The organism is Pseudomonas sp. LB3P81 (assembly GCF_054897965.1).
Genome location: NZ_JBUBVG010000001.1, coordinates 750,548 through 772,330, shown reverse-complemented (window position 1 = coordinate 772,330; position 21,783 = coordinate 750,548). Strand labels below are relative to the sequence as shown.

The window sequence follows — 21,783 nt, the reverse complement described above, 5'->3', positions numbered from 1 at the left end:
ACGACGGCCCACCAAAAGGCGGGCCGTTGTGCGCAAAGCTTCGCGAATGGATCAGTCCTGACGACTTGTCACTTCCAGCAAGTGAAAACCAAACTGAGTCTTCACCGGGCCTTGCACCACGTTGAGCGGTGCGCTGAAGACCACGGCGTCGAATTCCTTGACCATCTGGCCTGGACCGAACGAACCCAGATCGCCGCCCTGACGGCTGGACGGGCAGGTGGAGTTGGCTTTGGCAACTTCGGCGAAATCGGCGCCAGCCTCGATTTGGGCTTTGAGTTCGTTGCACTTGGCTTCGCTGGCAACCAGGATGTGACGGGCAGTGGCTTTTGCCATGGGAAAATACTCCTTTTAATGTTCAGTAAAGTGCTGAGCCTACCGGATTCAGTGGCCCATTTCTCCTCAAAGTTCCTTCCAGTGCTTACAGGCCAGCCTTTCGCAGGCGTTCGGCGTGCTGCACATACAGATCAATCGGGTCGATGCTTTTGCGAACCCGGCCGGCTGTCTGGTTGATGCTGTCCAGGTGATCCAGCGGATAGTCGGAACGGATCACTTTGCCCAGATGGGAACTGAAGCGTCCGACCATGCCGTCGTTCTGCTCGGCTTCGGTGGTGAAATATCGAGAAAAGGCCCGTGAGAATGCATTCAGCGGATCGAGTGCATTGAGCCCTTCATCGAGAACGTTCCCTTGCAAAGTGCCGCTCCAGGAATAGTAGCGAACCCCGTCAACCAGCTCGCGGCCCTTGCCGCCCCAGGTTTTTGGCAATCCCTGGGGGTATTTCTCATTAAACGCGCAGACACCTTCAGTGGTCAGCGCATTCAACGCGGCGATAGCGTTCTGCGGCAGGTGCGGGTTGCCACTCAGTAACGACAGGAAATCGGCGAACAAGGTGACGACCGTTTCGGCCGCCCGCTCCGGGAGGCGTCCGGGCGTCAGTGCCTTGCGCAGGAAATCCGCCAGTTCCGAGCCATGGTTCGGTCCGCTGACCGACGTCACCGATGCTACGACTTCCGGCGCTGTTGCTGCGGCATAACGTGCCGCCAGTGCCCCCTGGCTGTGCCCGATCAGATTGACCTTGTCTGCGCCGGTTCCCTCCAGCACCCGTTCGATCTGTGCCAAAAGCTGTTCACCGCGTGCTTCGTTGGTATGGGTAGCCGACAGCTGAGGTATGAACACCCTGGCGCCGTCGCTGCGCAGTGCTTGCTTGATGTCTTGGAAGAGTCCGAATGGGCCGATCCGGTCGAAACCGAACAGGCCGTGAACCAGCAGGATGGGATAGAGAGTGCTTGCATTCCGTTGCATGTTCGTACCTTTTCGCGGGAGATCGTGGATGTGCTTGGGCCTCACTCTAAAGCACTCGGGTGTTCGCGCGATGTATGAAAAAGCCGCTGTAAATGGGTGAAAACGGAATAGGTAAGGTACGAATATTCGAATCAGCAGGAGGCTTTTTTCGGAATGTCCGGACGTCCTTTGATCGGAGGTAGCGCAGAGTTCTGCAATGACCTACCTCCGAAATGTCATTTGCCTGTCAACCGCGTGCCGCTCGCAACCGTTCCGCCGCCGAACGCAACAACGCGTCAGTCCCTTCCCACCCAAGGCAGCCATCGGTAACTGAAACGCCATACCGCAGCGATGGGCTCAACGGCTGGCAACCCTCGAACAAATGACTTTCGATCATCATCCCGATCAACGATCGATCACCTTGCAGACGCTGTTCAAGCACATCGTTGAATACCGCCGGTTGACGCAGCGGGTCTTTGCCGCTGTTGGCGTGGCTGCAATCGACCATGATCCGCGCCGGGATCTTCAGCTTGGTCAAATCGCTGTTCACCTGAGCGACGCTATCTCGATCGTAGTTCGGGCCGCGATGGCCGCCGCGCAATACCAGGTGAGTGTCTGCATTGCCCGGGGTCTGAATGATCGCCGGATGCCCCTGACTGTCGACACCGAAATGCCGATGCGGATGGGCGGCCGAGCGCATGGCGTCACTGGCAACGCCGACACCGCCATCGGTGCCGTTCTTGAAGCCGACCGGTATGTTCAGGCCGCTGGCCATTTCCCGGTGGATCTGCGACTCGGTGGTGCGGGCGCCAATGGCCACCCAGCTGAGCAGGTCGTCGAAGTAACCGGCGGCCATCGGTTGCAGCAGTTCAGTGGCAATCGGCAAGCCCAATTGGAGCATTTCGCGCATCAACTGGCGGGACAGGGTCAGGCCGCCGGCCATGTCATCGCTGCCATCCAGGTGTGGATCGTAGGCCAGGCCTTTCCAGCCGACCGTGGTGCGAGGTTTTTCGACGTAGGCGCGCATTACCAACAGCATTTCATCGCTGACTTCGGCGGCGAGGCGGGCGAGGTTGTTCGCGTATTCGAGGGCGGACCGGGGATCGTGAATCGAGCAAGGCCCGACGATCACCAGCAAACGGGCGTCTTCACCGTTGAGGATCGCGCGGACCGCGTCGCGGTGGGCGGCGACTTGCCGGGTCAGGGCGTTGCTGAGGGGCAGTTGCTGTTTGAGCTGTAATGAGCTTGGCAAACGCAGGGTCAGCGCTTCATTGGCAGGGCTCATGATGGACAGCGGCAGAGCAGAGACGGACGAGTTCATATTCAGGCTTCCTGGGCGGGCGGCGGGTTCGTTCCCGCGCGCTCGGCCCTACTGGGGTGTTCGACAATTGGCCGGATTGGCTGCGTGTGTGTGCTTGCCACCTGTGGGTGACCGATCGGAGGCGGCAGGCTGTCCCGAGCGGAGGCTGCTAAATCGCCAGGCGGTAAAACTGTCGTAACGGTAATAAGTGGCGTAGTTCATGTCGTGAATCCTCAAGTTGTCTGATGTGTTGCTAAAAATACGTAGGGCTGAAAAAACAAAACCCCCGGTCGGGAGGCCGACCGGGGGTTGAGAATTCTCTGGTGGCGCCCCGTTTAAAGTGGGCGCCATGTGGGTATCAGGCGCGCCAGTGGCTAAACCAATACCCAAAATAAAAGCTGACCGAAGCACAAACGGTGTTCGCCCGGGCAGCCGCAACCGAGCGCGGGGCGCTGGCGGTACGAAGCTGTGAGAGGGCGTTGAACATGGTCTGTCTCCGATGGATGCGCCGAGCTTACTAGAGGCCGGTACGCGGATTCAATCAGAAATTGCTATCGGTCACCGACGGCGTTTTCTATCGCTTGAGTACGCCGAAGGTTGTGACACACTTCGACCTTAATCAAAAAAACACGGACGAAACATGACGCTTCTGACCATCGCCGCTGCTCAATCGATCTCCATCGCAGGTGACCTGGCCGCCAATATTGCCTGGCATCAACGCTTCATGCAGGCGGCGGCGGGGCAGGGCGTGCAGTTGCTGGTGTTTCCGGAACTGTCGCTGACCGGGTATGAACGTGGACTGGCGGCTGAGCTGGCTATTGCGCCGGATGCCGCTGTGCTGCAACCGCTGCGGGATTTCGCGCGGGAAGTAGGCGTTACGACTGTGGTCGGGATGCCAATTCGCCTGTCGGAAAATTCGCCGGTGTTGATCGGAGCGCTTGTGTTGGGCGCCGACGGCTCATTCGGGGTCTACAGCAAACAGCATCTGCATCCGGGCGAAGAGGTAGCGTTTGCGCCGGGAACCGGCGGTTCGACCCTGACAATCGGCAGCGACACGGTCGCCTTGGCGGTGTGCGCCGATTTTTCCCACGCCAGCCATGCGGCCGCAGCGGCACAACAGGGCGCCGATCTGTACGCCGCGGGCGTGCTGATCACGGAAAACGGTTACGCCCCGGATACCGCATTGTTGCAAGACTATGCCGTCAAGCACTCGATGGCGGTGCTAATGGCCAACCATGGCGGTGCGACAGGTGGCTGGGAGTCGGCAGGACGCAGCGCCATCTGGTCGTCGAACGGTTCGCTGATTGCCGCCGCACCCGGTACCGGCAACCTGCTGGTCGTTGCTCGGCGCAATGCTGGCGGCTGGACGGGACAGACAGTCGTCGTCGCGGAGGCCTGATGGGGTTTGAGTTACGTCCAGCGACATCAGAGGATCTCGACTTTGCTCGTGAACTGACCTGTAAAACCATGCTCCGCTACTACATTAAGCATGATCTGCTGTGGCAGGACGAGGCCTTCGATGTGGCCTGGGCGGGACGGGAAAACTGGCTGATCGTTCGTGACGACGTGCGGCTGGGTTATGTGAGCCTGAGCCGGGACGCAAAGGCCTTGTACATCCGCGAGTTGCATGTGCTTGAACCGTGTCAGGGACAGGGCGCCGGTTCCTGGGCGATCGATCAGGTATTGGCGATGACGCGCAAGGAACGACGCCCGGCATTGCGCTTGACGGTATTTGAAAATAATCCGGCGAAAGGGTTATACGAGAGAAAGGGCCTGAGGGTGGTCGGCACAGACGAGTGTTTCCTGAGAATGCAGCGCGATGTCGAGGTCGCGAATCGCTGAAACACGCTTAAGACAGGCCTTTCAAGATGTATTGAAACTTTTTATATAACGCTTGCCGCTAGGTCTGCCAGTTGCTTTTTGCTAAGGTGTCGACAACTCAATAAGACCATATCGCGGGGTGTCTGCTTGATTAGGGTGCTAGTAGTCGATGACCATGATCTCGTTCGTACAGGCATTACACGAATGCTGGCTGACATCGATGGCCTGCAAGTGGTCGGCCAGGCTGAGTCCGGCGAAGAATCGCTGCTCAAAGCGCGTGAGTTGAAACCCGATGTGGTGCTGATGGACGTCAAGATGCCCGGTATCGGCGGTCTTGAGGCCACCCGCAAACTGTTGCGCAGTCATCCGGACATCAAAGTCGTCGCGGTCACCGTGTGCGAAGAAGACCCGTTTCCTACACGGTTGTTGCAAGCCGGTGCTGCCGGTTACCTGACCAAAGGCGCCGGGTTGCCGGAAATGGTCCAGGCCATCCGCCTCGTGTTTGCCGGGCAACGCTACATCAGTCCGCAGATTGCACAACAACTGGCGATCAAATCCTTTCAGCCGACCAATGATTCACCTTTCGACGCACTGTCGGAACGGGAAATCCAGATCGCGCTGATGATTGTCGGCTGCCAGAAGGTGCAGATCATTTCCGACAAATTGTGCCTGTCGCCCAAAACCGTGAACACCTACCGTTACCGAATTTTCGAAAAGCTTTCGATCAGCAGCGATGTCGAGTTGACGCTGTTGGCGGTTCGTCACGGCATGGTTGATGCCAGCCTCTGAAAATGACTGACACCTTCGATCCAAGCGCTTTCCTGTCGACGGTCAGTGGACGCCCCGGCGTCTATCGCATGTTCGACAGCGAAGCGCGCCTGCTCTACGTCGGCAAGGCCAAGAACCTCAAGAATCGTCTGTCGAGTTACTTCCGCAAATCCGGGCTCGCTCCAAAAACGGCAGCGCTGGTGGCGCGTATTGCCCAGGTCGAAACGACGATCACGGCCAACGAAACCGAAGCCTTGCTGCTTGAGCAGACGCTGATCAAGGAATGGCGTCCGCCCTACAACATCCTGCTGCGCGACGACAAATCCTATCCGTATGTGTTTCTCTCGGACGGCCAGTTTCCACGCCTGAGCATTCATCGCGGCGCGAAAAAGGCCAAGGGCAAATATTTCGGTCCCTATCCCAGTGCCGGCGCGATTCGCGAAAGCCTGAGCCTGCTGCAAAAGACCTTTTTCGTTCGCCAGTGCGAAGACAGCTATTACAAGAACCGTACGCGGCCATGTCTGCAATATCAGATCAAACGCTGCAAGGCGCCCTGTGTCGGTCTGGTGGAGCCCGAGGTGTACGCCGAAGATGTGCGGCACTCGGTGATGTTCCTGGAAGGTCGTAGCAACGCGCTGACCGACGAGTTATCCGCCGGTATGGAAGAGGCGGCGATCAACCTCGAGTTCGAGCGTGCCGCTGAATTGCGTGACCAGATCTCTTTGCTGCGCCGGGTTCAGGATCAGCAGAGCATGGAAGGCGGGACCGGAGATGTCGATGTGATCGCCGCGTTCGTCAACCCGGGCGGTGCTTGCGTTCATCTGATCAGCGTGCGCGGTGGCCGGGTGTTGGGGAGCAAGAACTTTTTCCCGCAGGTGGGTATTGAAGAAGACGTTTCCGAAGTGATGGCGGCGTTTCTCGGTCAGTACTTCGTCAGCAGCCCTGAACGGGACTTGCCGAGCGAGTTGATCGTCAACGTGGTGCACGAAGATTTTCCGACGCTGATCGCGGCCATTGAAGAGTTGCGCGGTCGCGAGCTAACCATCAGCCACAGGGTTCGTGGTACGCGGGCACGCTGGCAGCAATTGGCCGTGACCAATGCCGAGCAGGCGCTGGGCGCGCGTCTGGCGAACCGGCAACACGTCGCCGCGCGTTTCGATGCCTTGGCCGACGTGCTGAAGCTGGATGAGCCGCCGCAGCGCCTGGAGTGTTACGACATCAGCCATTCCAGCGGCGAAGCGACCGTGGCGTCTTGCGTAGTGTTCGGTCCCGAAGGCCCGATCAAGTCCGATTACCGTCGCTACAACATCGAAGGCGTTACGCCGGGCGATGATTACGCCGCGATGCACCAGGCCCTGACCCGACGCTTCAGCAAACTGAAGGACGGGGAGGGCAAGCTGCCGGACATTCTGCTGGTGGACGGCGGCAAGGGGCAGTTGTCCATGGCGCGCGATGTGCTCAATGAGCTGGCGGTGCCCGACCTGATTCTACTGGGCGTGGCCAAGGGCGCGACGCGCAAGGCCGGTTTCGAAACCCTGTACCTCAACGATGCCGCCCACGAATTCACCTTGCGTGGAGATTCCCCGGCGCTGCATTTGATCCAGCAGATCCGCGACGAAGCTCACCGTTTTGCGATTACCGGACACCGCGCCCGTCGTGGCAAAACCCGCCGCACGTCTACACTGGAGGGCGTCGCCGGCGTTGGACCGACACGCCGGCGCGATTTGTTGAAACATTTTGGTGGATTGCAGGAGCTGTCTCGTGCCAGCATCGACGAGATCGCCAAAGCCCCCGGGATCAGTAAAAAGCTCGCAGAGTTGATTTATGCAAATCTGCACAGCGAGTAGAATGCCACCTCACCTCGTAGCCAGTTGTGCCGATGAATATCCCTAATCTGATTACCGTTCTACGCGTCCTGCTTATCCCGATCTTCATTTTACTGTTCTACCTGCCTTACCAATGGAGCTACCTGGCGTCCGCTTCGGTCTTTGCGTTTGCCGCCGCTACGGACTGGCTGGACGGTTACCTGGCTCGCCGTCTGGAGCAAAGCACGCCGTTCGGGGCTTTTCTCGATCCGGTGGCTGACAAGCTGATGGTCGCCGTGGCGCTGGTGTTGCTGGTGCAGGAACACGGCAACCTGTGGCTCACGCTGCCGGCCGCCGTGATCATCGGTCGCGAAATTGTCGTCTCGGCGCTGCGGGAGTGGATGGCCGAGCTCGGTGCCCGTGCTCACGTCGCCGTGTCGAACCTGGGCAAATGGAAAACGGCTGCGCAAATGCTGGCGCTGGTGATCCTGCTGGCCAACCCGTCGGACTTCACGTTCTGGGTTTTGGTGGGTTATGCCTTGCTGCTGATCTCTGCGGGCCTGACGTTGTGGTCCATGGTTCAATATTTGCGGGCTGCCTGGCCGCATCTGAAGACCGACGTAGAAAAGAAATAAACTTTTTTGAATCAAGGGGTTGACGGGGCATCTGGATTCTATAGAATGCGCCTCACCAAGACGCGGGAATAGCTCAGTTGGTAGAGCACGACCTTGCCAAGGTCGGGGTCGCGAGTTCGAGTCTCGTTTCCCGCTCCAAATACAAAAAAAGCGCCACTCAATGAGTGGCGCTTTTTTTTGCGAGTTTTTTTTGTTGGCATTGAAAATAGAGGCTTCGGCCTTTTTTTTCGTTCCAGCGATTTCTACTGAAAACCCAACCAGCACGCATTTTGGGTACATCAATAAGTACATCGAAATCCGGGCTGCGGACGTAGCAGTTCTCTGATAGATGATGCATTGCTGGAGCCCCTACATCTCTCCTCAATCGATCGAGACGAGGAGATGTACGCATGCCTTTGACTGATACGGCCGTTCGCAACGCAAAAAATTTCGGGAAAAATTACAGCCTCAGGGACATGGAAGGCTTGCACCTGTTCGTCAGCTCGAAAGGTGCCAAGAGCTGGCATTTTCGTTTTACCTGGCTGGGCACGCCGGCTCGAATGTTGGCATTCGTTCAGTGACGGCGGTGAGCTGTCTTTGTTAGGAAGGCGGCGTTTTTCAAGGTAGTTGTCGCGTCAACCGTCTAACTATGCCGCTCTTTTCTCGACCTGTTGCTCTCGATCCGGGTTCAACAGCACGGTGCCGATCGGCTCCCAGTTACGTGTGCAACCCGACCACCGTTCCGGCTTTTTCTCTTTGGCTCGTTCGTACAGCTCATGTCGCCGGGCCAAGACCTGATGGTCCAGTCCTCGATGCCGCTCAGCCGGTGTGACGAACCGGATACGGCTATGCCGGTGTTCGTTGTTGTACCAGCGCATGAAATCCCTCACCCAAGCTCGTGCGGCGTCCAGACTGGCAAAGCCATGCTGCGGCCATTGCGGGCAGTACTTCAGTGTTCTAAACAGCGACTCCGAGTAGGGATTGTCGTTGCTCACCCGCGGTCGGCCCCGCGAGGGCGTGATGCCCAGTTCGTACATCTTGCTCAACAGCGTCACCGATTTCATCGGCGCTCCGTTGTCCGAGTGCAGCACCAGCGGTTCGTGTAAACACTGCTCGCCGATCACGCTGCGTTGCAGCAGCGCGGCGGCTTTCTCGCCGCTTTCCGCGTCGTAGACCTCCCAGCCCACGGCCTTGCGGCTGTAAATATCCTCGATCAGATAGAGGTAGTAATACTTGCCGCGTATCGGCGACGGCAGATACGTGATGTCCCATGACCACACCTGATTGGGCGCTTCAGCCGCATGCGTCGTTGGGGCCGCGTGCCGCCTGGGGCGCTGGCTACGACCTCGATGCTGCTGTTGACCCGCCGCACGCAAGACGCGATAAAACGTTGCCTCCGACGCCAGATAGCGCCCTTGATCGGCCAGGCGCGGCACGATCTGGCTCGGCGGCAGATGGGCGTACTCCAGGCTGTTGCACAGCGTCACAATGGTCTGTCGCTCAGCCTCGTTTAGTGCATTTCGCGGCGTTGGCCGTGTGACAGTCGTTCGGGCATCGGCCTGGATAACGTCTGTTTCAGTCCACCGTTGCAAAGTCCGCAGCGATAGACCGATTTCCAGGCAGGCCCTGATTTTTCTGGCTCCCGCCGCGACCGCGTTGCTCAGCCAGTCCACGAGTAACTGCCGTTCTGGCAAAGACGTCAGTTGTCCTCGTTGTCGGTCCCCCAGTAGTCGTTGAGCTTTTTTCGCAGCACCAACAACGCCGCTGTTTCAGCGAGCGCCTTGTCTTTGCGGCGCAGTTCGCGCTCAAGTTCCTGGATGCGTTTCTTATCTTTGCGAGACTGCTCCCGATCTTCTTTTTGCTGGGCCTTTTCCGATTTCTGGCCGGTGATGAAGGCTTGTCGCCAGGCAGTGATTTGCTCGGGGTAAAGGCCTTTGCGGCGGCAATACTCGCCCAGGTCGATCTCGGACAAACCGGCCGCTTCAAGGACGACAGCAAACTTGGTTTCGGCTGACCAGTTCTGAGCCGATTGCTTGTTTTCGGACACTGCACTTCCTTCAGAACTGAGCTGCTTGCGCCAGTTGGACAAAGACATTTCGCTGACCCCTTCGCGCCGGGAAACCTCGGCCATCGACAGGTTCAGTGGGGGAAGCAGCATCTTGAGTAATGCGGCTCTGCGTTCAGGTGAATAGTACGGCACGACCAGTCTCTTTCCGCCCCCGATATGCTTTTTTAGGAAAAACCGGAGAGGCGACAACTATCCTGACACCGGGGGAAGGTAGGGCTGGAAATCCATAGCTCGTCGCTTTCAAATTGCGAGAAAGCCAGTTCGTGTTCGACACCTGCTCAAAGGCTGAGGAGTGGGCTTTCCTATGCACGGTTTCCAAACTTTCACCAAGTGGGCAAATCATCAGTCCTGTAAGAGCCGGTATTGCAGAGACCTGGATGCAACTTTTTAGCTTTGAGGTGCAAGATTGTTCTGAATACGCAAACACTGAAGTCGCCGAGAATGGAATTGTTGGTCTCGTGAGGGGCTTGTAGCCTCCATTAGGCCGAGCACTACGATCCGCCAAAGATCGGGTGGAGCCCAAGCCAAGGCTCATCAAGACTGACACTTCAACGTCATACCTTGCTTTCGGACTATGCCCTCTAGGGGGTTGGCTCCTAATAAAAATAAGGAAGGCAGGTATGAGTATTCGTGCATGGGTCTGTGCAGCAACCCTGCTCGCTCCCGCTCTGGGCGCCGGCATTGTGTTTCCCTCGATGGTTTTTGCGGCGGACGATCCAATGGGCTCGCTGGTTCGCGGGGTTTTCGGCGATAGTCTTGAGCGCGAGCATGGCATCAAGGTCTACGGCTGGGGCCAGGTGGGAGTGAGCTACAACGATAACGGCACGGATGACGTTAGCAAACAAAGCTTCTTCACCACAGACGAAGGTGTGAATCTCAACCAATTCGCCCTGGCGGTGGAGAAAAAAACCAAGAGCAATGTGATTGGTCGTGTGGGGCCGTTTCCCGGGCCGATGCCGCAAGAGGCTGACTGGGGGTTCAACGTCACCGCGCTGTACGGCAAGGATGCGCGCTTCTTCAAGACTTATGGCTGGGACGAAGACTTGAGTGCCAATCGCGACAACAAGGCGGAAGACGAAGCGTTCACCGTTGCTCAGGCGTATGTCGACTTCTACTTCCCGGTGCTCGGCGGTTCGGATTTGATGATCGGGATTTTCCACACGCCGCTGGAAAATGAAATCGGCTTCGCCTTGCCATCACCGGCACCGAGCGACTTCTACTCACACACCTATTCCTTCATGCATGGCCCTGCCAAGCATGCCGGTGCGCTGTACTCGTTCAAGCTCCCATCGGCGCCCGGGGAAAGCATGCTGGGCTTCGAGTTAGGTGTGGTGCAGGGCTGGAACAACCTGCAAGACCCCAACCATGACCCGGATGTCATCGCCAACGTACGTTGGCGTTCGGCAGATTTCAGCACCTGGATCGACTGGGAAAACATCTACGGTAACGGCGCCGGCGACAGCTTCGCCGAATGCAGTTGTGGTTCGCCGCTACCAGCCGGCACCAAGGATGACGACTACAAGCGCCTGGCTTCTTACCTGACGCTGTCGCAAGTACTAGACCCGAACAACCGCGTGGCGCTGGAGTTGAATTACGGTAAGCAGGAGCAGGCCGCTTTCGCCGGGTTCGCCAATAAAAACGATGCCACCTGGTATGGCACGGACATCAACTGGTATCACCGAATCAGCGAAAACCTGATGTGGAACAGTCGCGCCGAGTGGTTCTACACCGATGCTCCTGTTCACGTGATGATGGCCAACATCGACCCGCAGACCGGGATTCCCGATCCGACGTGGGGCAGTTTTTACGGTGTCACTACCAACCTGGCTTGGACGCCGACCCCCAGTGTGCGACTGCGACCCGAATTGCGCTACGACATCCATTCTGGCCCCGGTCGCGATGCTTATGCCGATGGGCAAAAAGATTCGCAGCTGGTCGCGTCCTTCGACGTCAGTTTCTTTTTCTAAGCCGACCACTCTCGCATAGCACTTGACGCTGCGTGATGCCTAACCCTCACGTTGCGACCTTGTTCGTCCGGACTTTGCCGGCATGCAGCCGCATTGGAGTACTACATGACAGACAACAACGATAAAAACCTGTTTGGTCGCGACTTTTCGCGCCGTGATTTCCTGCGCAGTACCGGCTTGGCTGCCGGTGGTGTGGCATTGGCGAGCATGCCGTTCAACTTCGCTCTGGGCAGTGAGCGGGTGATCAAGCTCGGCTACGTCAGTCCGCAGACCGGGCCGTTGGCGCCCTTTGCGGCGGCCGACAGCTACATCATCGACTCGCTCAAGCAAACACTGAAGAACACGATCAATGTGGCCGGCAAGGCGTACCGTCTGGAAGTCATTGTCAAGGATAGCCAGTCCAACCCCAACCGCGCGGCGGAGGTGGCGAGCGAGCTGATCCTGTCTGATCAGGTCGACCTGATGCTGGTGTCATCGACACCGGAAACCACCAACCCCGTTTCCGACCAATGCGAAATCAACGAGATCCCGTGCATTTCCACCGTGGCGCCCTGGCAGCCGTGGTTCTTTACGCGGGGTGGCAAGCCTGACCAAGGTTTTGAGTGGACGTATCACTTTTTTTGGGGCCTGGAGGATGTGATCGGCACTTACTCCTCCATGTGGGGCGCCATGCCGTCGAACAAGGTGGTCGGCGGCCTGTTTCCCAACGATGGCGACGGCAATGCCTGGGGTGATCCGAAACTCGGTTTTCCACCGGTGCTGGCGCAAAAGGGTTTCCAATTGATTGACCCCGGTCGGTTTCAGAGCCTGACCGATGATTTCTCGGCCCAGATCGCTGCGTTCAAAAAGGCTGATGTCGAAATCGTCACAGGCGTCGTCATTCCTCCGGATCTGACCACGTTCTGGACTCAGGCTCGCCAGCAGGGCTTCAAGCCCAAAGCGGTGTCGGTGGGCAAGGCTTTGCTGTTTCCCACAGCGGTCGAAGCGTTGGGCAAGGCCGGCAATAACCTGTCGACCGAAATCTGGTGGAGCCCCACCCACCCATTCAGTTCGTCGTTGACCGGCGCCAGTGCCGGGCAACTCGCCCAGGGGTTCACCCAGGCCACCGGTAAGCAGTGGACGCAACCGCTGGGTTTTGTGCACGCCCTGTTCGAACTGGCGGTGGATATCCTCCAGCGCACAGAAGAAGTCGGTAACTCTCAGGCTGTGCGCGATGCATTGCTCAAGACCAACCTCAACACCGTGGTCGGGCCGATCAACTGGAACGGCGGGCCGATGAAAAACGTCGCTAAGACGCCCTTGGTCAGCGGCCAATGGCGCCTCGGCAATGACAATAAATATGACCTGGTCGTGACCAACAATACCAGCGCCCCGGCTATTCCACTGGGCGGTGAAATGCAGGCCATTGCGTATTGATCGCGCGAACCGACACGGGTGCACCATGCAACAGCCACTTCTGCAAATGAACGATGTGTACAAAAGCTATGGCTCGGTGAAGGTCACGGACGCAATGAGTCTGACTCTGCAGCCGGGCGAAGCCTTGGGCATCATAGGCCCCAACGGCGCGGGTAAAAGCACGCTGTTCAACTTAATTGCCGGTGGTGTAGCGGCCGACAGCGGCACCGTCTATTTCGAAGGACGCAACGTTACTCGCGAGCCAGTGTTCAAGCGGTGCCAACAAGGCATTGGTCGCTCTCATCAAATCCCACATCCGTTCGTGAAAATGACGGTGTTCGAGAACTTGCTGGTCGGCGCGACCTTCGGCGCGCGGTTGCGCGGCCAGGAAGCCAACCAATGGTGCGCACAGACGCTGGAACTGACAGGCTTGATGCGCAAGGCCAACGTCCTGGCCGGCTCGCTAACGCTGCTCGACCGCAAGCGTCTGGAAATGGCCCGGGCCTTGTCGACCCAGCCACGATTGTTGTTGCTCGATGAAATCGCCGGGGGGCTGACCGAGCCGGAATGCCTGGCATTGGTGGAAACCATTCAGGGCATCCACAAGGCCGGCGTCGCCATCATTTGGATCGAGCACATCGTCCACGCCTTGCTGGCGGTGGTCAGCCGCCTGACGGTGATCAACTTCGGCGCCAAACTGGTTGAAGGCGAGCCGCGCAGTGTGATGGCCGATCCGCGAGTCCAGGACATTTACATGGGCATCGGGAGCTGAAGCATGACAACCCCTTCAAATCTTCTGTCCATCGACAAACTCTGCGCCGGCTACGGCGACTTTCAAGCACTTTTCGACATCAGCCTGACGCTAGATCAGGGCGAAACAGTCGCGATCATCGGTTCCAACGGCGCGGGAAAATCGACTTTCCTGCGCTCGCTGGCGGGGCAGATCAAAAACAGACCGGGTGCTATCACCTTCAGGGGCCAGCCCATAGGTGACCTGGCTGCCAACCAGGTGATCGAGCGTGGCATCGCTCTGGTGCCGGAGGGTAGAAAGCTGTTTCCGTCGCTGACGGTCGAAGAAAATCTGCTGATTGGCGCCTACAGCAAACGGCCTGGGCCGTGGACGCTGGCGAGCATCTATCAACTGTTTCCGGTACTGGAAGCATTGCGCAAACGCCCCGGAACCGCGCTGTCCGGCGGCCAGCAGCAAATGGTTGCGATTGGTCGGGGCTTGATGGCCAACCCGCACTTGCTGTTGTGCGACGAGATCAGCCTGGGCCTGGCACCGACAACGATCAAGGACATCTACGCGGCGCTGCCCTCGATCAAGGCCGACGGCACCACGGTGATTCTCGTCGAACAGGACATCAATCAGGCGCTAAGTGTCTGCGACCGTTTCTATTGCTTGCAGGAAGGGCGCGTGTCCCTGACCGGCCGCCCTGGAGACGTCGACAAAGCGCAAATCAAAGCCGCGTACTTCGGGGTTTAGTTATGGAATGGCTTAATACGCTTCTTCAGGGCATGTTGCTCGGTGGTCTCTACGCGATGTTCGCAGTGGGGTTGTCGCTGATGTTCGGCATCATGCGCTTGGTAAATATCGCCCATGGCGACTTCATCGTGCTGGCGTCTTACCTGGCGCTGGTGGTGGTCAATCACTTGGGTTTCAGTCCGCTGGCAAGTCTGATGATTGTTGTGCCGGTGATGTTCTGCTTTGGCTACCTGCTGCAGCGCTGCCTGCTCAATCGAACGCTCGGCCAGGACATTCTGCCGCCGTTGCTGGTGACCTTCGGCCTGTCGATCATCGTGCAGAACGTGCTGCTTGAGTTCTTCAGCGCCGACAGTCAGAAGCTGTCCCAGGGTGATCTGGAAGTCGCGAGTGTCGGTTTCGGTAGCCTGAGCGTGGGCGTCATGCCGTTGATGGTGTTTGGGAGCGCATTGCTGATCATCGGTGGCCTGCAATTGTTGTTCTACAAAACCGCATTGGGCCGAGCGTTTCGAGCCACCTCCGATGACCAGCAGACTGCACGGCTGATGGGCGTCAACAACGCGCATATTTTCGGTCTGGCAATGGCGCTGGCGATGGCAGTGGTGTCGATCGCCGGGGTGTTTCTGGCGATTCGTACCAGCTTCGACCCTACCGTGGGGCCGGCGCGTCTGTTGTATGGGTTTGAAGCGGTGATCATCGGCGGCCTCGGCAGCCTGTGGGGCACCCTCGCTGGCGGGGTGATTCTCGGCATCGCGCAGGCGGTGGGCGCAAAAATCGATCCCGGCTGGCAAATTCTTGCCGGTCACCTTGTGTTTCTGCTGATTCTGGTCGTGCGACCGCGTGGCCTGTTTCCCCGGAGCGTCGACTGATGAATGCCCTGAATAATTCTGCGCTTATCTGGCGCGTACAACGCACGACCACCAGCAGCAAGGTCGGGCTGTCATTGCTGGGGCTCTGCGTGCTGGTACTGATTAGCGCGCCGTTTTGGGCCGATCGTGCAAGCCTGCGGCTGGTGGTGGAATTCGCCTATTACCTGGCCCTGGCGCAAATGTGGAACCTGTTGGCGGGTTACGCCGGCATGGTCTCTGTCGGGCAGCAAGCGTTTGTCGGCCTGGGCGGCTATTTGCTGTTCATGCTGTCCACGCAACTGGGGGTGCCGCCCTTGTTCGCGGTGTTGCTCTCGGGCGTGCTGGTCGCACTGCTGGCGATTCCCACCGCGTTGATCGTGTTTCGACTGCGCGGTGCCTACTTTGCAATCGGCACCTGGGTCGTGGCCGAAGTCTTTCGCCTGGGACTGGCGCAGATGAGCAGTCTGGGTGGCGGTTCAGGGCAAAGTCTGCCGGCAGCTATTGTGCGACAGATCGGCAACGATCGGGACGGGCGCGAGATGCTGATCTACTTCACCGCCCTGGCCATCGCCATCGGTGCCATGGCAGTGGTGTTCTTTTTGCTGCGGTCGCGACAGGGGCTGGCCTTGGCCTCGATCCGCGACTCGGAGCCTGCATCCGGCAGCTTGGGGGTCAATACCTTCCGAACCAAGCTGATGGTGTACGTGCTGGCGGCCGGTTGCACCGGGGTTGTCGGGGCGCTGATCTTCCTACAAAAGCTGAGGATTTCCCCGGATGCGGCATTCAACCTGCAGGACTGGACGGCGGTGGTGATTTTCATTGTCATCATCGGTGGCATCGGCACCCTGGAGGGGCCTTTGATCGGCACGCTGATCTATTTTGCGTTGCGCGGATGCCTGGCCCAATTCGGCGCCGTGTACATGATCATTCTGGGCTTGGTCGCGGTAGTGATGATGCTCAAGGCTCCGCAAGGGGTGTGGGGCCTGATTAGTGAGCGCCTGGGCTGGCAGGTTTTCCCCATGCAACGGCAGCTGTCTCTCCAGAGCCGAAAGTAGCACGTTGTCGGGGATGTGGAGTGCGAGGTGCCGACAGGCTAACCTCGCTATTCCTATAAGAACAAAAACATCCAGAGAACCTGCCATGGATCGTTTACTCAGTGTCGAAGCCTTTGTGCGGGTTGCCGAAACCGGCAACTTCGCCAAGGCGGCTCAGCAATTGGGCGTGACTCGCTCGGTGATCACTCACCGCATCCAACAACTGGAACAGTTTATCAATGCGCCGCTGTTCCATCGCAGCACCCGGCATGTCCGGCTCTCCGAGGTCGGCGAGACCTACTACAAGGAGTGCGCGGACATGGTCGCGAGTTTCAACTCGCTGACTGAGCATATGCGCGAGCTGCGCGCCAAACCTACCGGCAAGTTACGCGTGCAGATGCTGCCGGGCTTTGCCATCGGCCACTTCGGCAGAATGCTGGCCGAGTTCACGCGGCTGTACCCGGACATTGAAGTTGACGTCATCGTCAACGACCGGGTAGTCGATCCGATCGAAGAAGGCTTCGATGTCGCGTTTCAGATGTTCCCTCCCATGGCGGAAACCCTGATCGAGCGCAAGCTGTTCAGCGTTCGCCGGCTGTTCTGCATGTCACCCGACTATGCCGAAGAGTTCGGCATGCCCACGCACCCGCAGCAGCTGCTGCAACACAAGATTGCCCTGTACGAGGGCTATCCGTCGCGCAATCGCTGGATCTTCACCGGAGAAGACGAGCAGGTAGAGCTGAGCCTTCCGGGCCAGGTGCGGTCGAACTCTGTGCATTTGCTGCGTGATTACGCGTCAACCGGGGTCTGTATTGTCTGTCTTCCAACGTTGGTGGCCAGCGACGACCTGCTTAGCGGTAGGCTCATTCCGGTACTGCCAGAATATGCACTGTCATCCTTCAATTTTTCTGCGGTATACCCCGCTACCCAGCGTCGGGCGTTGAAAGTGCGCACCCTGATCGATTTCCTGGTGGAAAACTTCGGCGACGAACCATGCTGGGACAAGCCTTTGCTGGGGCGTGGCTGGGTGCGTTGAGCGGCATATCACTGATGGCAGTGTTTGCGTTTCGCGAACACTGTTGTCGCCCTTCCTCTAATTGTTCCAGGCGCACGTGCGACGTACTGTTGACTCACTGTTACTACAACAACAAAACGGTGAAAAACCATGAGTAGCGCTGCAATCGAAACGGTCTTCGGCTCGTTGGATAACTACAGCAAAGGGTCGGTTGAAATCATCAGCGGCCAGGCCAGTCATTACGCCTTTTCGAACATTTTCGAAGTAGCGGAAAAATCTCTTCCTTATGAAAAAGTCGTCGTCGGTCTCAATCTCGGCTACGTCATCGAGACCCTGCGCGCCGAAGGTCAATCGCCTTGGTACACGGCCGCGCACGACGAGTTCGCTATCGTCATGGACGGTGAAGTGCGTGTGGACTTCCTCAAGCTCGATATGCCGTTGAAAGCAGGCGAGGGCACTCATTTGGCCGGTGAAGTGCCGGCGGGCAAACCCATGGGCTACGTGCTGCTCAAGCGCGGCCATCAATGCCTGTTGCCGGTCGGCACCGCTTATCGCTTTGAGGCCAGCCGCCCGGGCGTGATCCTGCAGCAGACCATCAAAGGCCCGTTGTCGGTCGAGAAATGGGCAGACATCTGCTTCAAGTGATCAGCCGGATCTGACCTGTTCAGTTCCGATGCCCAAACCAACAAAAGCAACAAGAGGAATCCGTCATGGCCATGCTTGAAACCGCTGCCGTTACCACGCTCTTAGCCGACGATGAAGTCAAGTTCAGCCCGCCTCATGCCGTCACCGGATATTGCTCCTTCCAACTCGGCGCCTTCGAACTGTCTCGCGACGAGTATTTCGCCCGTATTACCTGGCCCGCCAAAGGTCAGACCCGTTCCCATCTGATTCCGGTCGATGCCTTTTTGCGCGCCATGATGCGCGACGTGGCCTGGGGCTTTTTCTATGGCTGGGTCAACTTTGACCACGTCATTGGCACCCGCAATTACTACGGCAAAGTCGACCTGTACGCGGGCACTTTCAATGGCACGCTCAAGGCCGCAGGCGTCAATTACACCGAAAACTTTGAAACACCACTGATCATGGCAACCTTCAAAGCCATCCTGCGCGACTGGACTAACGCCACCTTTGACCCGTTCGCAGCGCCGGAAGAAACCGGTACAGCGTTCGGCCGCAAAAACGGCAACAACATCGAAGCCATCGAACGCTTTCGTATCGCCACCAAGCGTATGCCGGGCCTGCCTGATGATTCGCCGTTGCGTAACGATCTGCCGGTCAATCGCCAGTTCCTCGATGTTTCTCAGGACGAGCCGGAAATCCACGCTGCAGAAGGTTTCGAAGGCGAGTTGCATGCCTTTAGTCTGTTCAAGTACCTGTCTCGTTCCGACGTGACCTGGAACCCGTCGGTGACCTCGGTGTGCAAGGCCAGCCTGTTCTGCCCGACCACCGAAGAATTCATCCTGCCGGTGTTCCATGGCAATGACCGGGTCGAGTGGTTCTTGCAATTGTCCGATGAAATCCTCTGGGACGTCGGTGACAAAGATGACGGTAACCCGCGAGCCCGTATCACTATGCGTGCCGGCGACATCTGCGCCATGCCGGCGGACATTCGTCACCAGGGCTATTCGACCAAACGTTCGATGTTGCTGGTCTGGGAAAATGCCACACCGAACCTGCCACAACGCTATGAAAGTGGCGAGCTTAAGCCGTATCCAATCGAGTTTTAAGACCTCGTGTCTGGCCCGGCGTCCGTCGGGCCGTGCTCTCAAGAATCATGTCGTCAGACACTGCGCCATCGGCACGGTGCGAGGATAATATTATGCAAAATCAGCTCTATATCGATGGTCGTTTCGTGGATGCGCTGGCCGGTGGCACCATCGACGTCGTGTCGCCCCATGACGGCGCGTTGATCACCCGCATTGCCGCCGCTGAAGCCGCGGACATCGACCTCGCGGTCGCCGCCGCCAAACGTGCCTTCCCGGCCTGGTCTGCCTTGGGCGCCGCCGAACGCGGGCGCTTGTTGCTCAAATTGGCGGACAAGATCGAGGAGTGTGGCGAAGAACTGGCGCAGCTCGAATCCCTGAACACCGGGCATCCGATTCGTGATTCCCGTGGCCTTGACGTACCGCGCACCGCCGCCTGCTTCCGCTATTTCGGCGGCATGGCCGACAAGATCGAAGGTTCGGTGATTCCGGTCGAAGCCGGGTTCCTCAATTATGTGCAGCGCAAGCCAATCGGTGTGGTCGGGCAAATCGTGCCGTGGAATTTTCCGTTGATGTTCACCAGCTGGAAAATGGGCCCGGCACTGGCAGCGGGTAACACCATCGTCATCAAACCTTCTGAGATCACGCCGCTATCGACCTTGCGTATCGTCGAGCTGATGACAGAAGTCGGTTTCCCGAAGGGTGTGGTTAACGTGGTGCCAGGCTACGGTCATACCGCCGGTCAGGCACTGGCCGAGCACCCGGACGTGGGCAAAATTGCCTTCACCGGTTCGACGGCGACCGGTCGCAGGATCGTTGAAGCATCAAAAGGAAACCTCAAGCGCATTCAGTTGGAGCTGGGCGGGAAGGGCGCCAACATTGTGTTCGAAGACGCCAATCTGGAAGCGGCCGTCAACGGCGCCGCCTGGGCAATCTTCCACAATCAGGGCCAGGCCTGCATCGCCGGTTCGCGATTGATTTTGCACAAAGACATTGCCGACCAGTTCCTGGAGCGCTTCATCGCCCTGGCCAAATCCATTCGCCTTGGCGATCCGATGGATCCCGAGACCGAGATGGGGCCGTTGACGTCGGCGCTGCACCGTGACCGCGTACTGGCCTATATCGATATCGCCATCGAGCAGGGCGGTAAAGTCCTGGCGGGCGGCAAGACGCCAGATGACAAGGCGCTAGCCAATGGTTTTTATGTAGAACCGACCGTGGTCGAGGCCAGGCCTGATGACCGGGTCTGTCAGGAAGAGGTATTTGGCCCCTTCGTCACCGTGGTGCGTTTTAGTACCGACGAAGAAGCCTTGGCCATTGCCAACAGCTCCGAATACGGACTGGGCAGCGGCCTGTGGACGCAAAACCTGTCCCGCGCGCACAAACTGGCCAATGCCATCCATGCCGGCATGTGCTGGGTCAACTGCTACAAGCGCGTCAGCCCTGGCAGTCCGTTTGGTGGCGTTGGTCAGTCGGGTTACGGCCGCGAAATGGGCTTCGAGGCGATCCACGACTACACGGAAGCTCGTTCGGTCTGGGTCAATGTCGATGCCAAAATCGCTCCGCACTTCAAACGCTGAGGCCTGTCATGAATCCTTTTGTGTACCAAAGTCTGCCGACTCGTGTGGTGTTCGGTTGGGGCAAGCTCTCGGCATTGTCTGAAGAGATCGATCGCCTGGGTGCCAAGCGTGCATTGATCTTGACCACGCCGGAACAGCGCGGCCTCGGGGAGCATGTCGCTCAGTTGCTCGGCGACCGCGCGGCGGACGTCTACTCCAGGGCCGTGATGCATGTTCCGCTGGAAATGGCGCAAGCAGCGCGCGGCGAAGCAGCGCGGCTACATGCCGATTGCTGCGTGGCCATTGGCGGCGGCTCGACTATCGGCCTGGGCAAGGCGATTGCTATGGATTCGGGACTACCGATTGTGGCAATTCCGACGACTTACGCAGGTTCGGAAATGACCCCGATTTACGGGCTAACCGAAAACCGCCTTAAGAAAACCGGTCGTGACCCCCGGGTTTTGCCAAAGACCGTGATCTATGACCCCCAGCTTACGCTGACCTTACCCGCGCAGATTTCCGCCTGCTCGGGAATGAATGCCATGGCGCACGCGGTTGAAGCGCTGTACGCCCAAGATGCCAATCCTATAATTGGTTTCATGGCCGAGGAGTCGATTCGTTCACTTGCTTTGGCATTGCCGGGCGTGGTCAATGACCCCAATGACCCGCAAGCTCGCAGCCAGGCGTTATATGGTGCGTGGCTGGCGGGGATTTGCCTCGGTTCGGTCGGCATGGCTTTGCACCACAAGCTTTGCCACACCTTGGGCGGGACGTTCAATCTGCCTCACGCCCAAGCACACGCGATCGTTCTGCCCCACGCGGCGCATTACAACCGTGAAGCAGCGGCGGGGCCGTTGCAACGTGCCGCCCGCGCCCTGGGTGGCAGCGAGGCGAGCGAGGTGGGTGCCTTGTTGTACGCACTCAACCAGAAGCTGGGTATTCCACTGGCGCTGGCGGACATCGGCCTGTCTGAAAACGGCCCGGCCGAGGCGGCGCAAATCGCTTGTGCCAGTCCCTACTACAATCCACGGCCGTTCGAACAAGGCCCGATCGAAGCGCTGTTGACCCGAGCCATGAAAGGCTTAGCCCCCGCCTGAATCCTCTGTGTGGCCAAACAGCAT

Annotated in this window: 20 protein-coding genes, 1 tRNA gene and 1 pseudogene; 18 read left to right on the top strand and 4 right to left on the bottom strand. The window is 58.4% G+C overall.

Annotation, left to right across the window (positions count from 1 at the left end; genetic code table 11):
• Positions 1-51 precede the first annotated feature (51 nt).
• The 3 genes from ACYZTL_RS03475 to ACYZTL_RS03465 all read right to left on the bottom strand — a co-directional run bounded on the left by ACYZTL_RS03475 (position 52) and on the right by ACYZTL_RS03465 (position 2,600).
• A complete protein-coding gene (locus ACYZTL_RS03475; protein ID WP_461950588.1) occupies positions 52-333 on the bottom strand; it encodes a peptidylprolyl isomerase in 282 nt (93 codons plus the stop codon).
• Positions 334-418: 85 nt separating this feature from the next.
• Positions 419-1,300 (bottom strand): esterase/lipase family protein, encoded by an 882-nt coding sequence (locus tag ACYZTL_RS03470; protein WP_461950587.1) that lies wholly within the window; start codon positions 1,298-1,300, stop codon positions 419-421.
• 226 nt (positions 1,301-1,526) lie between these two features.
• Positions 1,527-2,600, bottom strand: coding sequence for a 3-deoxy-7-phosphoheptulonate synthase (locus ACYZTL_RS03465; RefSeq protein WP_461950586.1), 1,074 nt, complete (start codon positions 2,598-2,600; stop codon positions 1,527-1,529).
• Positions 2,601-3,219: 619 nt separating this feature from the next.
• On the opposite strand from ACYZTL_RS03465, the gene ACYZTL_RS03460 reads away from it, so the two are divergent.
• The 7 genes and pseudogenes from ACYZTL_RS03460 to ACYZTL_RS03430 all read left to right on the top strand — a co-directional run.
• Complete coding sequence (locus ACYZTL_RS03460) at positions 3,220-3,978, top strand: carbon-nitrogen hydrolase family protein (protein WP_461950585.1); 759 nt, start codon at positions 3,220-3,222, stop codon at positions 3,976-3,978.
• A complete protein-coding gene (locus tag ACYZTL_RS03455) occupies positions 3,978-4,421 on the top strand; it encodes a GNAT family N-acetyltransferase (RefSeq protein ID WP_461950584.1) in 444 nt (147 codons plus the stop codon). Before ACYZTL_RS03460 ends, ACYZTL_RS03455 begins: the two co-directional genes overlap by 1 nt.
• Before the next feature lie 126 nt (positions 4,422-4,547).
• Positions 4,548-5,189: a response regulator transcription factor GacA gene (gene gacA / locus ACYZTL_RS03450; RefSeq protein ID WP_008015884.1), complete on the top strand. Its 642-nt coding sequence runs from the start codon at positions 4,548-4,550 to the stop codon at positions 5,187-5,189.
• Positions 5,190-5,191: 2 nt separating this feature from the next.
• Positions 5,192-7,015, top strand: coding sequence for an excinuclease ABC subunit UvrC (gene uvrC, locus ACYZTL_RS03445; RefSeq protein WP_461950583.1), 1,824 nt, complete (start codon positions 5,192-5,194; stop codon positions 7,013-7,015).
• Positions 7,016-7,047: 32 nt separating this feature from the next.
• Positions 7,048-7,608, top strand: a complete 561-nt coding sequence (gene pgsA, locus ACYZTL_RS03440) for a CDP-diacylglycerol--glycerol-3-phosphate 3-phosphatidyltransferase (RefSeq protein WP_017339130.1) — start codon at positions 7,048-7,050, stop codon at positions 7,606-7,608.
• Positions 7,609-7,670: 62 nt separating this feature from the next.
• Positions 7,671-7,746, top strand: a tRNA-Gly gene (locus ACYZTL_RS03435).
• 251 nt (positions 7,747-7,997) lie between these two features.
• Positions 7,998-8,150 (top strand): annotated as a pseudogene (locus ACYZTL_RS03430) (Arm DNA-binding domain-containing protein); the annotation flags it as partial.
• A gap of 84 nt (positions 8,151-8,234) precedes the next feature.
• On the opposite strand, the gene ACYZTL_RS03425 reads toward ACYZTL_RS03430, so the two are convergent.
• A protein-coding gene (locus ACYZTL_RS03425) for an IS3 family transposase (protein WP_461950368.1) occupies positions 8,235-9,787 on the bottom strand; the annotation gives its coding sequence in 2 pieces (ribosomal slippage) (positions 8,235-9,325 and positions 9,325-9,787; 1,554 coding nt in all).
• A gap of 488 nt (positions 9,788-10,275) precedes the next feature.
• Between ACYZTL_RS03425 and ACYZTL_RS03420 the strand changes: the two genes are divergently transcribed.
• The 11 genes from ACYZTL_RS03420 to ACYZTL_RS03370 all read left to right on the top strand — a co-directional run bounded on the left by ACYZTL_RS03420 (position 10,276) and on the right by ACYZTL_RS03370 (position 21,759).
• Positions 10,276-11,622 (top strand): outer membrane beta-barrel protein, encoded by a 1,347-nt coding sequence (locus tag ACYZTL_RS03420; RefSeq protein ID WP_461950582.1) that lies wholly within the window; start codon positions 10,276-10,278, stop codon positions 11,620-11,622.
• 105 nt (positions 11,623-11,727) lie between these two features.
• The gene (locus ACYZTL_RS03415) at positions 11,728-13,038 is read left to right on the top strand and encodes an ABC transporter substrate-binding protein (RefSeq protein WP_461950581.1); all 1,311 of its coding nucleotides are present in this window, start codon (positions 11,728-11,730) and stop codon (positions 13,036-13,038) included.
• Between the two features lie 25 nt (positions 13,039-13,063).
• Positions 13,064-13,789, top strand: coding sequence for an ABC transporter ATP-binding protein (locus ACYZTL_RS03410; protein WP_461950580.1), 726 nt, complete (start codon positions 13,064-13,066; stop codon positions 13,787-13,789).
• A gap of 3 nt (positions 13,790-13,792) precedes the next feature.
• Complete coding sequence (locus ACYZTL_RS03405; RefSeq protein ID WP_461950579.1) at positions 13,793-14,503, top strand: ABC transporter ATP-binding protein; 711 nt, start codon at positions 13,793-13,795, stop codon at positions 14,501-14,503.
• Positions 14,504-14,505: 2 nt separating this feature from the next.
• Positions 14,506-15,369, top strand: coding sequence for a branched-chain amino acid ABC transporter permease (locus ACYZTL_RS03400; RefSeq protein ID WP_461950578.1), 864 nt, complete (start codon positions 14,506-14,508; stop codon positions 15,367-15,369).
• Positions 15,369-16,403: a branched-chain amino acid ABC transporter permease gene (locus tag ACYZTL_RS03395; protein ID WP_461950577.1), complete on the top strand. Its 1,035-nt coding sequence runs from the start codon at positions 15,369-15,371 to the stop codon at positions 16,401-16,403. Before ACYZTL_RS03400 ends, ACYZTL_RS03395 begins: the two co-directional genes overlap by 1 nt.
• 85 nt (positions 16,404-16,488) lie before the next feature.
• The gene (locus tag ACYZTL_RS03390) at positions 16,489-17,418 is read left to right on the top strand and encodes a LysR family transcriptional regulator (RefSeq protein WP_461950576.1); all 930 of its coding nucleotides are present in this window, start codon (positions 16,489-16,491) and stop codon (positions 17,416-17,418) included.
• Positions 17,419-17,547: 129 nt separating this feature from the next.
• Positions 17,548-18,042, top strand: coding sequence for a hydroxyquinol 1,2-dioxygenase (locus ACYZTL_RS03385; protein WP_461950575.1), 495 nt, complete (start codon positions 17,548-17,550; stop codon positions 18,040-18,042).
• A gap of 65 nt (positions 18,043-18,107) precedes the next feature.
• A complete protein-coding gene (locus ACYZTL_RS03380) occupies positions 18,108-19,127 on the top strand; it encodes a hydroxyquinol 1,2-dioxygenase (RefSeq protein WP_461950574.1) in 1,020 nt (339 codons plus the stop codon).
• A 92-nt stretch (positions 19,128-19,219) separates the two neighbouring features.
• Positions 19,220-20,683: an aldehyde dehydrogenase family protein gene (locus ACYZTL_RS03375; RefSeq protein ID WP_461950573.1), complete on the top strand. Its 1,464-nt coding sequence runs from the start codon at positions 19,220-19,222 to the stop codon at positions 20,681-20,683.
• Positions 20,684-20,691: 8 nt separating this feature from the next.
• Positions 20,692-21,759, top strand: a complete 1,068-nt coding sequence (locus ACYZTL_RS03370; protein WP_461950572.1) for a maleylacetate reductase — start codon at positions 20,692-20,694, stop codon at positions 21,757-21,759.
• The last annotated feature ends 24 nt before the right edge of the window (positions 21,760-21,783 follow it).

Excerpts from the sequence above, each read along its gene's own strand:
- ACYZTL_RS03465 (WP_461950586.1), bottom strand. The coding sequence starts at position 2,600 with ATGAACTCGTCCGTCTCTGCTCTGCCGCTGTCCATCATGAGCCCTGCC.
- ACYZTL_RS03405 (WP_461950579.1), top strand. The coding sequence starts at position 13,793 with ATGACAACCCCTTCAAATCTTCTGTCCATCGACAAACTCTGCGCCGGC.
- ACYZTL_RS03420 (WP_461950582.1), top strand. The coding sequence starts at position 10,276 with ATGAGTATTCGTGCATGGGTCTGTGCAGCAACCCTGCTCGCTCCCGCT.
- ACYZTL_RS03395 (WP_461950577.1), top strand. The coding sequence starts at position 15,369 with ATGAATGCCCTGAATAATTCTGCGCTTATCTGGCGCGTACAACGCACG.
- ACYZTL_RS03415 (WP_461950581.1), top strand. The coding sequence starts at position 11,728 with ATGACAGACAACAACGATAAAAACCTGTTTGGTCGCGACTTTTCGCGC.
- ACYZTL_RS03390 (WP_461950576.1), top strand. The coding sequence starts at position 16,489 with ATGGATCGTTTACTCAGTGTCGAAGCCTTTGTGCGGGTTGCCGAAACC.
- ACYZTL_RS03370 (WP_461950572.1), top strand. The coding sequence starts at position 20,692 with ATGAATCCTTTTGTGTACCAAAGTCTGCCGACTCGTGTGGTGTTCGGT.
- ACYZTL_RS03380 (WP_461950574.1), top strand. The coding sequence starts at position 18,108 with ATGGCCATGCTTGAAACCGCTGCCGTTACCACGCTCTTAGCCGACGAT.
- ACYZTL_RS03375 (WP_461950573.1), top strand. The coding sequence starts at position 19,220 with ATGCAAAATCAGCTCTATATCGATGGTCGTTTCGTGGATGCGCTGGCC.
- pgsA (WP_017339130.1), top strand. The coding sequence starts at position 7,048 with ATGAATATCCCTAATCTGATTACCGTTCTACGCGTCCTGCTTATCCCG.
- uvrC (WP_461950583.1), top strand. The coding sequence starts at position 5,192 with ATGACTGACACCTTCGATCCAAGCGCTTTCCTGTCGACGGTCAGTGGA.
- ACYZTL_RS03410 (WP_461950580.1), top strand. The coding sequence starts at position 13,064 with ATGCAACAGCCACTTCTGCAAATGAACGATGTGTACAAAAGCTATGGC.
- ACYZTL_RS03455 (WP_461950584.1), top strand. The coding sequence starts at position 3,978 with ATGGGGTTTGAGTTACGTCCAGCGACATCAGAGGATCTCGACTTTGCT.
- ACYZTL_RS03470 (WP_461950587.1), bottom strand. The coding sequence starts at position 1,300 with ATGCAACGGAATGCAAGCACTCTCTATCCCATCCTGCTGGTTCACGGC.
- ACYZTL_RS03475 (WP_461950588.1), bottom strand. The coding sequence starts at position 333 with ATGGCAAAAGCCACTGCCCGTCACATCCTGGTTGCCAGCGAAGCCAAG.
- ACYZTL_RS03460 (WP_461950585.1), top strand. The coding sequence starts at position 3,220 with ATGACGCTTCTGACCATCGCCGCTGCTCAATCGATCTCCATCGCAGGT.
- ACYZTL_RS03385 (WP_461950575.1), top strand. The coding sequence starts at position 17,548 with ATGAGTAGCGCTGCAATCGAAACGGTCTTCGGCTCGTTGGATAACTAC.
- ACYZTL_RS03400 (WP_461950578.1), top strand. The coding sequence starts at position 14,506 with ATGGAATGGCTTAATACGCTTCTTCAGGGCATGTTGCTCGGTGGTCTC.